The organism is Tepidimonas aquatica, from assembly GCF_007556585.1.
In the GTDB taxonomy this organism is placed as follows: domain Bacteria; phylum Pseudomonadota; class Gammaproteobacteria; order Burkholderiales; family Burkholderiaceae_C; genus Tepidimonas; species Tepidimonas aquatica.
Genome location: NZ_VJNA01000007.1, coordinates 15,411 through 30,690, shown reverse-complemented (window position 1 = coordinate 30,690; position 15,280 = coordinate 15,411). Strand labels below are relative to the sequence as shown.

At 71.0% G+C, this 15,280-nt stretch carries 10 protein-coding genes; 3 read left to right on the top strand and 7 right to left on the bottom strand.

Annotated features, from left to right (window positions below; all coding sequences use genetic code 11):
• The first annotated feature begins 30 nt into the window (after positions 1-30).
• From recG to ubiA, 3 genes are read left to right on the top strand one after another with little or no spacing between them, the layout of a single operon-like run.
• A complete protein-coding gene (recG, locus tag Taqua_RS03640) occupies positions 31-2,187 on the top strand; it encodes an ATP-dependent DNA helicase RecG (protein WP_144324823.1) in 2,157 nt (718 codons plus the stop codon).
• 52 nt (positions 2,188-2,239) lie between these two features.
• Entirely contained in the window at positions 2,240-3,193 is a 954-nt protein-coding gene (locus Taqua_RS03635) for a hydrogen peroxide-inducible genes activator (protein ID WP_144324821.1), read from the top strand.
• Positions 3,193-4,098, top strand: a complete 906-nt coding sequence (ubiA, locus tag Taqua_RS03630) for a 4-hydroxybenzoate octaprenyltransferase (RefSeq protein WP_144324819.1) — start codon at positions 3,193-3,195, stop codon at positions 4,096-4,098. Before Taqua_RS03635 ends, ubiA begins: the two co-directional genes overlap by 1 nt.
• 15 nt (positions 4,099-4,113) lie before the next feature.
• Here the strand turns inward: ubiA and proC are convergent, their stop codons facing one another.
• Genes proC through Taqua_RS03595 form a run of 7 tightly spaced genes read right to left on the bottom strand, consistent with a single transcriptional unit; the run spans position 4,114 to position 15,263 of the window.
• A complete protein-coding gene (proC, locus tag Taqua_RS03625) occupies positions 4,114-4,947 on the bottom strand; it encodes a pyrroline-5-carboxylate reductase (protein WP_144324817.1) in 834 nt (277 codons plus the stop codon).
• Positions 4,940-5,788 carry a MurR/RpiR family transcriptional regulator gene (locus tag Taqua_RS03620; RefSeq protein WP_144324815.1) on the bottom strand — a complete coding sequence of 283 codons (849 nt, stop codon included), beginning with the start codon at positions 5,786-5,788 and terminating at the stop codon, positions 4,940-4,942. Before Taqua_RS03620 ends, proC begins: the two co-directional genes overlap by 8 nt.
• 36 nt (positions 5,789-5,824) lie before the next feature.
• A complete protein-coding gene (ppc, locus tag Taqua_RS03615; protein ID WP_144324813.1) occupies positions 5,825-8,659 on the bottom strand; it encodes a phosphoenolpyruvate carboxylase in 2,835 nt (944 codons plus the stop codon).
• 48 nt (positions 8,660-8,707) lie between these two features.
• Positions 8,708-10,354 carry a glucose-6-phosphate isomerase gene (gene pgi, locus Taqua_RS03610; protein WP_144324811.1) on the bottom strand — a complete coding sequence of 549 codons (1,647 nt, stop codon included), beginning with the start codon at positions 10,352-10,354 and terminating at the stop codon, positions 8,708-8,710.
• 55 nt (positions 10,355-10,409) lie between these two features.
• Positions 10,410-11,633, bottom strand: coding sequence for a CaiB/BaiF CoA transferase family protein (locus tag Taqua_RS03605; protein WP_144324809.1), 1,224 nt, complete (start codon positions 11,631-11,633; stop codon positions 10,410-10,412).
• Between the two features lie 47 nt (positions 11,634-11,680).
• Positions 11,681-12,307: a MarC family protein gene (locus Taqua_RS03600; RefSeq protein WP_144324807.1), complete on the bottom strand. Its 627-nt coding sequence runs from the start codon at positions 12,305-12,307 to the stop codon at positions 11,681-11,683.
• A gap of 13 nt (positions 12,308-12,320) precedes the next feature.
• Positions 12,321-15,263, bottom strand: coding sequence for a bifunctional diguanylate cyclase/phosphodiesterase (locus tag Taqua_RS03595; RefSeq protein WP_144324805.1), 2,943 nt, complete (start codon positions 15,261-15,263; stop codon positions 12,321-12,323).
• Between the last annotated feature and the right edge of the window lie 17 nt (positions 15,264-15,280).

Here is a 15,280-nt window from a genome sequence, read left to right as displayed (position 1 = left end):
TGGGGCGGTGGGCGGTGCTAGCATCGGTCCATGCCGCGTCGCGCCGCTGCCCCGACTGAGCCCGCGCCCCCAGCCGGCGCGCCAGGCCCGCGTGCGCCAGCCAGCGCCGCGCAGCGGGCGTTGCAGCGCCTGGGGCTGACCGACGATAGCGCGCTGGCGCTGCACCTGCCGCTGCGTTACGAGGATCTGACCCGCGTCACCCCGCTGGGGCAGGCGCGCGACGGCGACGAGGCCCTGGTGGAAGGCGTGGTGCTGAGCTGCGAGGTGTTGACGCGCCTGCGGCGCCAGTTGGTGGCCGTCGTGCAGGCGGACGACGGCGTGCGCCTGACACTGCGCTTTTTTACCTTTTACCCCACGCACCGGCAGCGGCTGGCGGTTGGGGCACGGGTGCGGGTGCATGGCGAGCTGCGCGGCGGCTGGGCCGGATGGAGCATGGTGCATCCGCGCCTGCTGGCACCCGACGCCGCCCTGCCAACAGGCTTGACGCCGGTGTACCCCACCACCGCGGGGTTGCCGCAAGCGTACCTGCGCGCCGCCATCCAGCGGGCGCTGGCGCGCCTGGCGTGGGACGAGACGGTCCCCTCTGCCGCCTTGGCCGAACTGCCCGGCGGCCACGCACGGGCCTGGACGCTGCAGCAGGCGTTGCGGTTGCTGCACCAGCCGCCGCCCGACGTCGAGCGCGACGCGCTGCAGCAGCGCACCCACCCGGCCTGGCGGCGCCTGGCGGCCGAGGAGTTGCTGGCGCAGCAACTGGCGCAGTGGCAGGCACGCCAGCAGCGCGCAGCCCAGCGTGCCCCGGTTCTGCGCGCCGCGCCCGACGGGCTGCCGGCCAGGTTGCAGGCGGTGCTGCCGTTCGCGTTGACCGGGGCGCAGCGGCGTGTGGTGGCCGACATCGCCGCGGACCTGGCCCGCGCCCACCCGATGCACCGCTTGCTGCAGGGGGACGTCGGCAGCGGCAAAACCGTGGTGGCGGCGTTGGCGGCTGCGGTCGCCATCGACGCGGGCTGGCAGTGCGCTTTGATGGCGCCGACCGAAATCCTGGCCGAGCAGCACTTTGGCAAGCTGGTGCAGTGGCTCGAGCCGCTGCTGCAGCCGCTGGGGCGCAGCGTGGCGTGGCTGACCGGGGCGCAGCCGCGCGCGCAGCGTCAGGCTATGCTGCAGGCCATCGCGCAGGGACAGGCCGCGCTGGTGGTGGGCACGCACGCGGTGATTCAGCAGCAGGTGGTGTTCCAACGCCTGGGGCTGGCCATCGTCGACGAACAGCACCGCTTTGGCGTCGAGCAGCGGCTGGCGCTGCGCGGCAAGGCGGGCGCCGACGCGCCGGGGCTGGAGCCGCACCTGCTGATGATGAGCGCCACCCCGATCCCGCGCACACTGGCCATGACCGCGTTCGGCGACGTCGACGTGTCGACGCTGGATGAGCTGCCTCCGGGGCGCACGCCGGTGGTGACCAAGCTGCTGGCCGACACGCGCCGCGCGCAGGTCATCGAGCGCATCCGCGCCCAGGTGGCGCAGGGGCGGCAGGTGTACTGGGTGTGCCCATTGGTCGAGGAAAGCGAGGCCCTGGACCTGCGCGCGGCCACCGCCACGCACGCCGAACTGGCCGCGGCGCTGCACGGGGTGCTGGACGCCCACGGGCGCCCGGTGCAGGTGGGGTTGCTGCACGCCCGCTTGCCGACGGCGGACAAAAAGGCCGTGATGGCGGCCTTTGCGCGCGGGGAGCTGGCGGTGTTGGTGGCCACCACGGTCATCGAGGTCGGCGTAGATGTGCCCAACGCGACGCTGATGGTGGTCGAGCACGCCGAGCGCTTTGGTCTGAGCCAGCTGCACCAGTTGCGCGGCCGCGTCGGGCGCGGTTCGCTGGCGGCGGCGTGCGTGCTGCTGTACAGTCCGGGCCAGGACGGTCGCCTGAGCGCGGCGGCACGCGAGCGGCTGCGTGCGATGGTCGAGACGCACGATGGCTTCGAGATCGCGCGGCGTGACCTGGCGATCCGCGGCCCCGGCGAATTTCTGGGCGCGCGCCAGTCGGGCCTGCCGATGCTGCGCTTTGCCGACCTGCAGCGCGACGCCGACCTGATCGAGTGGGCGCAGCGCTGGGCGCCGTGGATGTGGACGCACGCGCCGCAGCAGGCGCAGGCGCACGTGCAGCGCTGGCTCGGGGCAAAATTGGACTACCTGAAAGCCTGAGAGGGGTCGTGGGCTGCCCCACCGACGGAGGCAGTCCCCTATGGGACGATCGATGACGCTGACCGAACTCAAATACATCGTCGCCGTGGCGCGCGAACGGCACTTTGGCCGGGCGGCCGAGGCGTGCTTCGTGTCGCAGCCAACGCTGTCGGTGGCGGTCAAAAAACTCGAGGAGGAGCTGGAGGTCAAAATCTTCGAGCGCAGCGCTGCCGAAGTGACCGTGACGCCGCTGGGACAGGAGATCGTGCGCCAAGCCCAGGTGGTGCTGGAGCAAGCCGCAGCGATCAAGGAAATCGCCAAGCGCGGCAAAGACCCGCTGGTCGGCCCGCTGCGGCTCGGGTTGATCTATACGATTGCGCCGTACCTGCTGCCGGACCTGGTCAAGCAGGTCATCGAGCGCGCGCGGCAAATGCCGCTGATCCTGCAAGAAAACTTCACCGTCAAGCTGCTGGAACAGCTGCGGCTGGGCGAGATCGATGCCGCCATCCTGGCCGAGCCGTTTCCCGACACCAACCTGGCGGTGGCGCCGCTGTACGATGAGCCGTTCGTGGCCGCTGTGCCGCGCGACCACCCGCTGGCGGCGCGCGACGCGGTGACGGTGGACGAGCTCAAGCGCGAAACGATGCTGCTGCTGGGCAACGGGCACTGCTTTCGCGACCACGTGCTGCAGGTGTGTCCGGAGTTTGCGCGTTTTTCCGACCACAGCGAGGGCATCCAAAAAAGCTTCGAAGGCTCGTCGCTGGAGACCATCAAGCACATGGTCGCCGCCGGCATGGGGGTGACGTTGGTGCCGCGCCTGTCGGTGCCCAAGGGCGCGCTGGATGGCACGGGCGTCGCCACCGAGGGCGACGCCGGCTACGTGCGCTACCTGCCACTGGCCGGCGAGCCACCGACGCGCCGTGTGGTGCTGGCCTGGCGGCGCAGCTTCACCCGCTACGAGGCCATCGCCGCGTTGCGCAACGCCGTTTACGCCTGCGAACTGCCGGGCTGCCGCCGTCTGACCTGATGAGTGTGAACGCGACCCTGCCCCCCCTGCCGCCCGCGTGGCGCACGCGGCTGGCGTTGTACCTGGACCTGATCCGCTGGAACCGGCCCGCGGGTTGGTTGCTGCTGTTGTGGCCGACCCTCAGCGCGCTGTGGCTGGCCGCGGGGGGATGGCCGGGGTGGCACCTGTTGCTGGTGTTCGTGGGCGGCACCATCCTGATGCGCAGTGCTGGCTGCTGTGTCAACGACGTGGCCGACCGCGACTTCGACCGCCACGTCAAACGCACCGCCCAGCGTCCGGTGACGAGCGGTCGCCTCAGCGTGCGCGAGGCCCTGCTGGTGGGCGCGGCGTTGGCGCTGCTGGCGTTCGCGCTGGTGTTGACGACCCACCCGGCCGCGGTGGCGTGGTCGTTCGCCGCGCTGGCCGTGGCGGTGTTCTACCCCTACACGAAGCGCTTTTTTGCCATGCCGCAGGCGGTGCTGGGCGTGGCGTTCAGCTTTGGCATCCCGATGGCGTTTGCCGCCGTGCGCGGCGAGGTTCCGGCGCTGGCGTGGGCCTTGCTCGTGGCCAACCTGTTTTGGGTGCTGGCGTACGACACCGAGTACGCGATGGTGGACCGCGACGACGATCTGCGCATTGGCATTCGCACCTCGGCCATCACGCTGGGCCGCTGGGATGTGGCGGCGGTGCTGGCGTTTTACGTGCTGCACCTGGTGCTGTGGACGTGGCTGGTGTGGCCGCTGGCGGGCGGGCCGTGGCTGGCGGCCGGGGTGGCGCTGGCGGCCGCGCAGGTGGTGTGGCACGCGTGGCTGATCCGCCACCGCACACGTGAGGGGTGTTTTGCGGCGTTTCGCCGCAACCACTGGCTGGGCGCCAGCCTGTTTGCCGGGGTGGTGCTGCAGCTCGCGCTGGGCGGGGCGGCGTAGCGCCTGCCCCGACCCTCAGCGGCCAAACGCGTCGGCCAGCTCGGCGGCGCGCCGCTGGGCGGCTTGCAACGCTTGCGCGAACGCGCCGCGCACGTCGTGGGCGTGCAGCACCTCCAGCGCCGCGGCGGTGGTGCCGCCTTTGGAGGTGACACGCTCGCGCAGCGTCTCGGGCGGTTCACCGGCGTCGCGCGCCAACCGTGCTGCGCCGGCGAAGGTGGCGGTGGCCAGCCGCAGCGCCTGCTCGGCGCTCAGGCCCATGGCCACACCGGCGTCGCGCATCGCTTCCAGCAGGTAAAACACATAGGCGGGCCCCGAGCCGGACAGGGCCGTGACCGCATCCAGCAGCGCCTCGTCGTCCACCCACAGGTACTCGCCGGTCAACGCCACCACCGCCTCGGCCAGCCGACGGTCGTCGCCGCTGACCGACGGGGTGGCGTATAGGCCGGTCATGCCTTGCCCGACCAGCGCCGGGGTGTTGGGCATGGCGCGCACGATGCGCGCGCTGCCGCTCCAGGCGGCGATGCTGGCGCAGCGGATGCCCGCGGCCACGCTCAGGTGCAGCGCGTCGCCCAGGTACGGCGCCGCCGCTTGGGCGGCCTCGCGAAACTGCTGCGGCTTGATGGCCCACACCACCAACGCCGCGCGGCGCAGCGCCGGGCCGGGCTCGGCCAGCGTCGTCACGCCCCAGCGCTGCTGCAGGCGCAGGCGCGCGTCGTCGTTGGGATCGACGACGGTGATGTGGTGCGCCACGTGCCCGACGCGCACCAACGCGCCGACGATGGCATGGGCCATGTTGCCGCCGCCGATGAAGGCCAGCGGCAGCAGGGGATCGATCGTGTGTTCAGGCATAACGTTTGCTGCTGATTTGGGCTTTGACGGCTTTGAGCATCGGCTGCACCAGCGCCGTGCCCATGCGCAGCGCCAGCGCGGTCACCAGGATGTCCACCAGCACCAGGTGGATCAGGCGCGACAGCATCGGCATGTCCTGGTCGTAACGTTCGGCGTGGTCGGCCGGCAGGTGGATGTCGGCGGTCAGCGCCAGCGGGCTGCGCGTGCGGGTGATGGCGATGGTGAGTGCGCCGTTTTTGCGGGCGACGTCGGTGGCGTCGATGAGGTCGCGCGTGCGGCCGGAGTTGGACACGACCAGCACGACGTCGCCGGGCTTGAGCAGCGCGGCGCTCATCACCTGCAGGTGCCCGTCGGCGAAGGCGCGGCAGTTGACGCCAAGGCGAAACAGCTTGTGCTGCGCGTCCAGCGCGACGACGCCCGAGTTGCCCACCCCGTAGATTTCGATGCGGTGGCGACCACGCCAGGCCTGCTCCAGCGCGTCGACCGCCTTGCGCAGCGTGGTGGGTGAGAGGTCGTTGCGAAATTGGAGCAACGCCGCCACCGTGTTGTCGATGACCTTGACGGCGACCTCGGGCACGTCATCGCCCTCGTCGACGCTGCGGTGGATGTAAGGCACGCCTTCGCTGACGGTGCCGGCCAGCTTCAGCTTGAAGTCGGTCAGGCCGTCGTAGCCCAGGCTGCGGCAAAAGCGCAGCACCGTTGGCTTGCTGACCCCGGCCAGCGCCGCCAGCTCGCCCACCGGCAGCTTGGCAAAGCGCCGTGGGTCGTCCAGCACCAGTCGGGCGACGCGCTGTTCGGCCGCGGGCAACGAGGGCAGGCAGGCTTGGATGCGTTCGAGCATGGTGCGAGTATCCACCAATCGGCACCGGCCGCGCCATCAGCCCGTGTTGCGCAGCCCCGCCGCGATGCCGTTGATCGACAAGTGGATGCCGCGCTTGACCTTTTCTTCGTGGTTGCCGGCGCGGTAGCGGCGGATCAGCTCGACTTGGAGGTGGTGCAGCGGGTCGATGTAGGGGAAGCGGTGCTCGATCGAACGTGCCAGCGCGGGGTTGTTGGCCAGGCGCTGCGCGTGACCGGTGATGGCGGCCAGCGCTTCGTGGGTGCGGTGCCATTCGGCCTCGATGGCCCCCATGACGCGGCGCCGCAAGGCACGGTTGTCCACCAGTTGCGCGTACAGCGCGCCCAGCGCCAGGTCGCTTTTGGCCAGCACCATGTCGACGTTGCTGAGCAAGGTGGCGAAAAACGGCCAGCGCGCGTGCATCTCGCGCAGCAGCGTCAGCGCGGCGTCGCGCCCCATCTGGTCGCACAGCGCCTGCACACCGCTGCCCAAACCGTACCACCCCGGCAGCGTCAGGCGGCACTGCCCCCAGCTGAAGCTCCACGGAATGGCGCGCAGGTCTTCGATGCGCTGCGAGCCGGTGCGCGACGCCGGGCGTGAGCCGATGTTGAGTTCGGCGATTTCGCGGATCGGGGTGGCGCTGAAAAAATAATCGGCAAACCCCGGTGTTTCGTACACCAGCGCGCGGTACGCGGCCATGCTGGCGTGCGACAGCGCTTCGGCCGCTTGCACGAAGCGCTTGGGCACCGCTTGGCGCGGCGGCAGCAGGGTCGCTTCCAGCGTGGCGGCCACCAGGGTTTCCAGGTTGCGCCGCCCGATGTCGGGGTGGCCGTACTTGGAGGCGATCACCTCGCCCTGTTCGGTCAGGCGCAACTGCCCGCGCACGGTGCCGGCCGGCTGCGCCAGGATGGCTTCGTAGCTGGGGCCGCCGCCGCGCCCGACGGTGCCGCCGCGGCCGTGGAACAGCCGCATGCGCACCGGCCGCGGCAGCTCGGTGGCCAGGCGGTCGAACAGCGCCGCCAGCGCCACCTCGGCTTGGTACAGCGACCAGTTGCTGGTGAAAATGCCGCCGTCCTTGTTGCTGTCCGAGTAGCCGAGCATGATGTCTTGCTCGCCGTACTCCAGCGCCCCGCCGTGGGCCACCAGCGCCGCCACGCCAGGAACGGCGTAGTACTCGGCCATGATGGTGGCGGCGCGCTGCAGGTCCTCAATGGTTTCGAACAGCGGCACCACGATCAGCTCGGCGCGCGCGTCGTGGCCCCAGGCGCCGTGCAGCAGCCCGGTTTCTTTTTGCAGCACCAGCACCTCCAGCAGGTCGCTGACGGCCTCGGTGTGGCTGATGATGGCGTGGCGGATGGCGGCCCCACCGTACTGGCGGCGCGCCTGCCGTGCGGCGGCAAAAACGGCCAGCTCGCGCTCGGTGATGGGGCTGTAGGCGCGCTCGGGGATGCGCAGCGGCCGCGGATCGGCCAGCGCCTGCAGCAGCACGCGGCGCTTGTCGGCTTCGGCCAGGTCGGCGTAGCCAGCATGCACGCCGGCGGCGGCCAGCAGGTCGGCCACCGCGTGCTCGTGCTGGTCGCTGCTTTGCCGCAGGTCCAGCGTGGCCAGGTGGAAGCCAAACGCCTGCGCGGCGCGCAGCAGTGGGCGCAGACGCGGCTCGGCCAGCGCGGCGCAGCCCTGTTGCACCAGCGCCTCGTCGAGCACGCGCAGGTCGGCCACAAAGGCGTCGGCGCTCGGGTAGGGGTCCTGCGGCGCGACCGCATGGCGTGCCGCCTCGCCCCCGGTGAGTTGCTGCAGCGTGGCGGCCAGCCGGGCGTAGATGCCGATCAGCGCGCGGCGGTACGGCTCGTCTTCGCGGTGCGCGTTGCGGTCGGGCGAGGCCGCGGCCAGTGCCTGCAGCGCGGGCGGTGGGGGCAGCAACATCGCCGACAGTGACAGCTCCGCGCCGAGCAGGTGGACTTCACGCAGGTAATGGCGCAGGATCAGGTCAGCCTGGCGTTGCAGCGCCAGGTGCAGCGTGTCGGCATTGACGTTGGGGTTGCCGTCACGGTCGCCCCCCGTCCACTGGCCCAGCCGCAGAAACGGCGGCACCGGCGCACCCAGGGTGTGTTCCAGGTCGGCGTACAGGCGCGGCAGCTCGGGGATGAAGGTGCGCTCGAAATACGCCAGCGCGTTACCAATCTCGTCGGCCACCGTCAGGCGCGAAAAGCGCAGCAGCCGCGTGTGCCACAACTGGGTGATGCGCGCGCGCAGTGCGGCCTCGTTGGCGTCCAGCGCTCGCTGCAGCACGCGGTCGTGGCTGCGGCTGCCGGCGGCGGCGGCTTGGGCCCGGATGGCGTCGCGCTCGCGCAGCAAGTCGGCGATCGCCGCCTCGGCGTCACGGATGCTTTTGCGCTGCACTTCGGTGGGGTGGGCGGTCAGCACCGGCGACACATAGGCGCCCGCCAACGTTTGTCGCACCCGCTCGTGCCCAATGCCACGGCGCTGCAGCCGCCGCCACGTGTGCGCCAGGCTGCCGGGTTGCACATGCCCGGCGCGCTCGTGCACCTCGCGCCGGCGGATGTGGTGGCGGTCCTCGGCCAGGTTGGCCAGGTGGCTGAAGTAGGTGAACGCACGGATGACGCTGACGGCCTGCGCATCCGACAACCCCTGCAGCAGCGTCTGCAGCGCGTGCTGCGCGCGCCGATCGGCGTGCCGCCGGTAAGCCACCGACAGCTGGCGGATGCGCTCGATCAGCTCAAAGGTGGCCGCCCCCTCGTGTTCGCGGATGACATCGCCGAGGATGCGGCCCAACAGCCGGATATCTTCGACCAACGGCACATCCTTGGCCGGGACGCGGTGCGGGGCGGCGTGGGTGGTCGTCGATCGGGGCATGGCGGTGAGGGCGGTCGGTCGTTGGGGGCTGGTTCGAGTGTAATTTGTTTACGGTGCGTCGGTCGCCAGCGTGCGCGCGATCGTCTTGCCGAGCTCCACCCCCCACTGGTCGTAGGCGTGGATGCCCCACAACGTGGCCTGGCAAAACACCTTGTGCTCGTAGGCAGCCACCAGCGCGCCCAAATGGAACGGGTCCAGCCGTGGCAGCCACAGAATGTTGCTGGGCACGTTGCCGCGGTAGGTGCGGTGCGGCGTCAGGCGCAGCACCTCGGCGTCGTCCAAACCTTCCGCGCGCAGTGCGGCTGCAGTGGCTTCGGCATCGCGGCCGCGGGCCAGCGCCTCGGCCTGGGCCAGTAGGTTGGTGTGCAGCAGGCGTTGGTGTTCGGCCACGTTGGGCAACGGGGCGTCCGTTTCGCGCACGCCTATGAAATCGACCGGTACCCGGTGGGTGCCCTGGTGCAGCAGCTGGAAGTACGCATGCTGGGCATCGATGCCTAGGCCACCCCAGACAATCGGCGCGGTGTCGACCGTGACAGGCTGCCCGTCGATGTGCACCGATTTGCCGTTGGACTCCATGTCCATCTGCTGGATGAAGCGCGCGAACTCCGCCAGCCGCGCGTCGTACAGCGCCAGCAGGTGGGTGGGGCAACCCAGAAAATTGCGGTTCCACACGCCCAACAGCGCCAACGCCAGCGGCAGGTTGCGTTCCAGCGGGGCGTGCAAGAAATGCTCGTCCATCGCATACGCACCGGCCAGCAGTTGCTCGAACGCGGCGCGGCCGATGCTGATGGCCAGCGGCAGCCCAATCGCGCTCCACAGCGAATAGCGCCCCCCGACCCAGTCCCAGATCCGCAACACCTGGTCGGCTACCACCCCCCAGGCCTGGGCACGTTCGGGGTGGGCGGTGACGGCGATCCAATGCGGGGTTTGCTCCCGCTCGAGGATGCCGCCGTCGGCCAGCCAGCGTCGCGCGCTGGCCGCCAGCAGCAACGTCTCTTGGGTGGTGAAGGTCTTGCTCTGGACGATGAACAGCGTGCGCTCGGGCTGCAGCGGGCGCAGCACCTCCCACAACGCCCAGGCGTCGGGGTTGGAGACGAAGTGCACCCGCGCCGGGCCGGCGTGGGTGGGGCCGAGCGCCTGCACCGCCATGCGCGGCCCAAGGTCGGAGCCACCGATGCCCAGGTTGACCACGTCGGTGATCGGCTGGCCGCCGTGGCCCCGCCAGGCGCCGGCGCGTAGCCGTTCGGCCATGCCCAGAAAACGCTGCAACTCGTGCCACACGGCGTCGCGCACGGCGCTGCCCCATGGTGGGTCGTCCACGTGGCTGCCGCGCAACGCCACGTGCAGCACCGCGCGTCCCTCGGTGGCGTTGATCGGCGCGCCGCGCCACATCGCTTGGGCGTGGTCGCGCACGCTCACCTCGTCGGCAAGGTCGAGCAACGCGTGCCAGGCGGGCAGCGTCAACGCTTGCCGGGTGGCGTCCAAGGTCAGCCCAGCGGCTTCGAACCGCAGCGCCTGCGCACGCGCCGGGTCGCGCGCGTCGAGCAGCGTGCGCAGGTGGGGTTGCGGCGGGCGCGCCAGCGCCGCCAGGCGGCGCCATGCCGCACGCTGCGGCGGTGGTGTCAGCGGCGCGGTGCCCGCAGCGTTGGCGGGTGCGGCGCTGCGCGCCGCGGTGATGGTCGAGCTCCCTGTCATCGTCAGCGTCGGTGTCGGTGGATGGTGAAACCGCAAGCGCCCACGCCGGTGCCCATCATTCGGCCGCAGGCCAGCGCCCGCCGGCCACCTGCGCGCCGTGTTCGCCCAGGCGTGGCGCGGGCGTGCGCAGCCGCCCCGGTGTGGCGCTGAGCTTGGGCACGACGCCCGGGACTTTGAGGGGCCGGCCTTCGCGGTCGGTGGCGTGCACCACCATGCCGCGCGCGGCGTAGTGGGGGTCGTGGGCGATGTCGGCTGCGGTGTAGATGCGGCCCACGGGCACGTCGGCGGCCTCCAGCGCCGCGATGACTTCCTCCACCGTGCGCTGTTGTGTCCAGGCCTCGATGGCGGCGTCCAGTTCCGCCGCGCGGCGCGCGCGGCCGTCGTTGTGGGCCAGCGCGGGGTCGTCGGCCAGGTCGGGGCGGCCGATGGCGTGCATCAGGCGTCGGAAGATGCCGTCGCCGTTGCCACCGATCAACACGTAGGGCTCGGGGTCATCGCCCGCCGCGCGGCAGCGGTAGGCGTTGGATGGCGCAATGCCGGGCAAGGCGCTGCCCGCGCGCTGGCGCACCACACCAAAGGCGTCGTATTCGGGCAGCAGGCTTTCCATCAGGTTGAACACGCTCTCGTACAGCGCCACGTCCACCATTTGCCCCTGCCCGCCGCGGGCGTCGCGGTGGTACAGCGCCAGCAGCACGCCGATGACGCCGTGCAGCGCCGCGATGGAGTCGCCGATCGACACGCCGCAGCGCACCGGCACGCGCCCGGGCTCGCCGGTCAGGTAGCGCAGGCCGCCCATGGCTTCGCCCAGGATGGCAAAGCCGGGTTTGTGCGCGTAGGGGCCGGTTTGGCCGTAGCCTGAGACGCGCAGCATGATCAGGCGCGGGTTGAGGGCGTGCAGCGCCTCCCAGCCCAGCCCCCAGGCCTCCAGCGTGCCGGGTTTGAAGTTTTCGATCAGCACGTCGGCTTCGGCCGCCAGTTGCCGCACCAACGCCTGACCTTCGGGGGTGCGCAGGTCCGCGCACACCGAGCGTTTGTTGCGGGATTGCACTTCCCACCACACCGAGGTGCCGTCGCGCAGCAGGCGCCACTTGCGCAGTGGATCGCCCTGGCCGGGCGGCTCGATCTTGATGACGTCGGCGCCGAAGTCGGCCAGCACGCGCGCGGCAAACGGCCCGGCGATCAGTTGGCCCAGCTCCAGCACGCGCACACCGGCCAAGGGGCCGGCCGCGCCGTTGGGTTGGTCGTCGTGGGGCCAAGGGGTGGGGGTGTCAGCGTCCATGGCGCCGATTGTGCCAAGGTGTGCCCGGGGTGGCGACGGCGCCGCCGTCAGGCGGGGGCGCCCAGCGCCGGAAAAAGCCGCTGCAAACCGGCGGCCATCACCTCGACCGCCAGCGCGGCCAGGATCAGGCCCATCAGGCGGGTCATCACGTTGATGCCGGTTTTGCCAAGTGCCCGTTCGATCGGCACGGCCAGCGTGAAGCACAACGCCGTGGCCAGCGCCACCACCACGCCATAGCCTACCAGCGCCGCATGCTGCCAGAAGGTCTGCGCGCGTTCGGCGTAGATGACGACGGTGGACATCGTGGCCGGGCCGGTCAGCAGCGGGATCGTCAGCGGCACCACGGCGATCGAGGCGCGGCTGGCGGCGTCGCGCACCTCTTCGCGCGTGGTTTTGGCTTCGGCCGGCTGGGCGTTGAGCATGGCCATGGCCGACATCAGCAGCAGCATGCCGCCACCGACCTGGAAGCTGGCCAGCGAAATGCCGAAAAAGTCCAGGATTTGCAGCCCCGCCAGCGCACAGGCGGCGATCACTGCAAACGCGGTGCACGACGAGATCCACACCGTGCGACGACGCTGCGCGCGGGACATGCCCTGCGTGTAGTGGATGAAAAACGGCACGATGGCCAGCGGGTTGACGATGGCCAGCAGCGTGATGAGGGGTTTGAGGTCCATCGCGTCACGGGGATTATGCGGTGCCGGTGCTGCGTTGGGTGCGCAGCCAGGCCAACAGTGCGTCCGGTGGCATCGCGCGCGCAAACAGCCAGCCTTGCAGCACGGTGCAGCCGTGCGCGCGCAAAAAGCCGCGTTGCGCCACGGTTTCGACGCCTTCGGCCACCACCGCCAAGCCCAGGTCGTGCGCCATCGACAGGGTCGCGCGCACGATGGCGACGCTGTCGGCGTCGTGCGGGATGCCATCGACGAAGCTGCGGTCGATCTTGAGTGTGGCGATGGGCAGGCGCTTCAGGTAGCTCAGGCTCGAGTAGCCGGTGCCGAAGTCGTCCAGGCTGACCGACACACCCAGGCGTTGCAAGGCGTGCAACTGCTCAATGGCATCGCCGCCGGCCTGCATCAGCACGCTTTCGGTGATCTCGATTTCGAGCACGTCGGCGCCCAGGCCGTGGGTGGCCAGCGCGGTGCGCACGCGTTCCAGCAGCGTGCCGTGGACCAACTCCTGCGCCGAGACGTTGAGCGCCAAGCGCACGTCCTGCAGCAACGCCGGCGCCTGCGCGCACCATTGCGTCCACTGCGCCAGGCTGTGTTGCAGCACCCAGTGGTCGAGCCGATCCACGATGCCCGCTTCTTCGGCGACGCGCACCACTTCGGCCGGCGACAGGGGGCCGAGTTGCGGGTGGTGCCAGCGCAGCAGCGCTTCCAACCCAACGACGTGGCCGTCGTCGGCCCGTACCTGCGGCTGGTAGTGCAGGTGCAGGCCCGCGCCGTCGGGGTTGGCCAACGCGGCGCGCAGCGCCGTCTCCAGCGTCAGGCGGCGCGACACGCCCGCTTGCATCGACGGCTCAAAAAAACGCCACTGGTTGCGCCCGGCGGCCTTGGCGGCGTACATGGCGGTGTCGGCGTGGCGCAGCAGCGTGTCGAGGTCATCGCCGTCGTCGGGGAAGATCGCCACGCCGATGCTGGCCCCCATGCGCACCGAGGTGCCGTCGAGCTCGATGGGCGCTTCCAACGCCTGGCTGACCTTGCGCGCCACCACCTCGGCGCCCGCTTGCCCTTTGATCCACGGCAACAGCGCCACAAACTCATCGCCACCGAAGCGCGCCAGCACGTCGCGGTTGCGCAGCACCTGCTGCAAGCGCCCCGCCAACGCCTGCAGCAGCCGGTCACCCAGGGTGTGGCCCAGGGTGTCATTGACCTGTTTGAAGCGGTCCAGGTCCATGAAGACCACCGCCACCATGCGCTGCTCGCGTCGCGCGGTGTCCAGCACGCCGCGCGCCACCTCGGCCCAGCGGGTGCGGTTGAGCAGCCCGATTAGCGGGTCGTAATGGGCCAGTTGTTGCAGCTGCGCGTGGCTGTGCGCCAGCGCCAGCGTGCGCTCGCGCACCAGTTGCTCGATGCGGCGGCGCTGCCCGGTGCCGACCAGCAGCAACGCCGCCAACAGGCCCACCGCGGCAAAGCCGATGACGGCGGTGAGCTGCATGCGCGTGTCCGCACCGCTGTGGCGCCAAAACGCCGGCTGCGGCGCCACGTGCAGCCGCCAGTCGCGCTGCGCAAAGCGCACCGGCCAGGCGTGGGCAAAGCCCCCGGGCACGCCCAAGCGCTCGACGCAGTCGGGGGCGCCGGCCAGCACCCGGTTGTCGGGGCCGGCTCGTTCATCCACCAGGCACAGCGCCAGGTCTTGCAGCGGCAGTGCGTCCAGCGCCGCCTGCGTGACGTCGCCCATGCGAAAGGCACTGGAGGCGATGCCCAGCAGCGTGTGCGGCGCCGTCGGCGAGCGCACTGCATGGTACACCACGATGCCGCGCTGGGTGCCGGTTTCCTGCACCAGGCGAAACGGCTCGGTGGCCTGCGGCCGACCGGTGGCGATGGCCTGCTGCACGGCGTCGCGCAGCGGCGCGTAGGTCAGCACGTCCAGGCCGCGCACGGCCTCGTTGCCGCGCAACGGGGCCAGGCGCGTGATGACGATGTGCTCGTCGGCGTCCGGGGCAGGGAAGCGTCGGCCAGCGGCGTCACGGCCCATGATCGGCCAGCCCGGCTGGCAGCACTCGTACTGCGCCCGCTGGCTGCGCGGTACACGCCAGTTGAAGGCGAAATTCTGCGTGCCCTGGTACCGGCGCAGCCACAGCTCGGCCACCCCCTCGAACTCGGCTTGGTCCATGTCGGGCTTGCGCGCCAGCAGCTGAGCCATCGCCTCCAACGCGTCGAGTTGCGCGTCCAGCCGCCGCTGCAGCGCTTGACCCGCCTGGCTGGTGATTTGTTGCATCAGCAGTTGCTGCCGATCGCACTGGGTTTGGAACAGCAGGTGCACCGCCCCACTGACCAGCAGCAGCGCCACCAGCAGCGGCAACCCAACGCTGTAGCGGCGCGCCCACCACAGCGGGCCCGGTTGGCCGAACAGCACCAGCGCCAGCGGCACCAGCAGCACCATGCCCAGCGCGTCGCCCAGCCACCAGTTCAGCCATTGTTCAGCGGCGTCGGCGGCGGGGATGGTGCCGGTCCACACGAGCGTGGGCACCGCCACGCTGGCGTTGAGCAGCGCGGTCATCGGCAACACCGCAAACAACAGCCGCACCACCTGCCTCGGCGCGTCCAAGGGGCCTGGGTAGCCGGCCCAGCGCCGCGCCGCCCACGCGGCCAGGTGCGCCATCGCCGCGGCCCCCAGCGCCGGCACCAGCATCGTCCATGGGTACTCGGTGTGGCCCAACGCGTGGTGGGTCATCGCTTGCACGGCCAGCGACCCCAGCAGCACGCCAGGCAGGGCCGCCGGGCCGGCGACCAGGCTTGCGCCGGCGGCCACCCCGGCAGGCAAAAACACCACGATGGCGTAGTCCGGCGCGGCACACAAACCCCGCGCCAGCCAGCCGGCCAACACGTAGGCCCCGGCGGTCGCCAACGCTACCCAGGGCCAGGCCCAGGCGGGCAGCTTGCGCGGGGGCGGCGCGTCCGGGCTTGGCATGGTCGTGGTCCAACAGC

Coding starts and splice junctions, on each gene's coding strand:
- Taqua_RS03600 (WP_144324807.1), bottom strand. CDS start 12,307: ATGGACCTCAAACCCCTCATCACGCTGCTGGCCATCGTCAACCCGCTG.
- Taqua_RS03605 (WP_144324809.1), bottom strand. CDS start 11,633: ATGGACGCTGACACCCCCACCCCTTGGCCCCACGACGACCAACCCAAC.
- Taqua_RS03595 (WP_144324805.1), bottom strand. CDS start 15,263: ATGCCAAGCCCGGACGCGCCGCCCCCGCGCAAGCTGCCCGCCTGGGCC.
- proC (WP_144324817.1), bottom strand. CDS start 4,947: ATGCCTGAACACACGATCGATCCCCTGCTGCCGCTGGCCTTCATCGGC.
- Taqua_RS03635 (WP_144324821.1), top strand. CDS start 2,240: ATGACGCTGACCGAACTCAAATACATCGTCGCCGTGGCGCGCGAACGG.
- ubiA (WP_144324819.1), top strand. CDS start 3,193: ATGAGTGTGAACGCGACCCTGCCCCCCCTGCCGCCCGCGTGGCGCACG.
- pgi (WP_144324811.1), bottom strand. CDS start 10,354: ATGACAGGGAGCTCGACCATCACCGCGGCGCGCAGCGCCGCACCCGCC.
- recG (WP_144324823.1), top strand. CDS start 31: ATGCCGCGTCGCGCCGCTGCCCCGACTGAGCCCGCGCCCCCAGCCGGC.
- ppc (WP_144324813.1), bottom strand. CDS start 8,659: ATGCCCCGATCGACGACCACCCACGCCGCCCCGCACCGCGTCCCGGCC.
- Taqua_RS03620 (WP_144324815.1), bottom strand. CDS start 5,788: ATGCTCGAACGCATCCAAGCCTGCCTGCCCTCGTTGCCCGCGGCCGAA.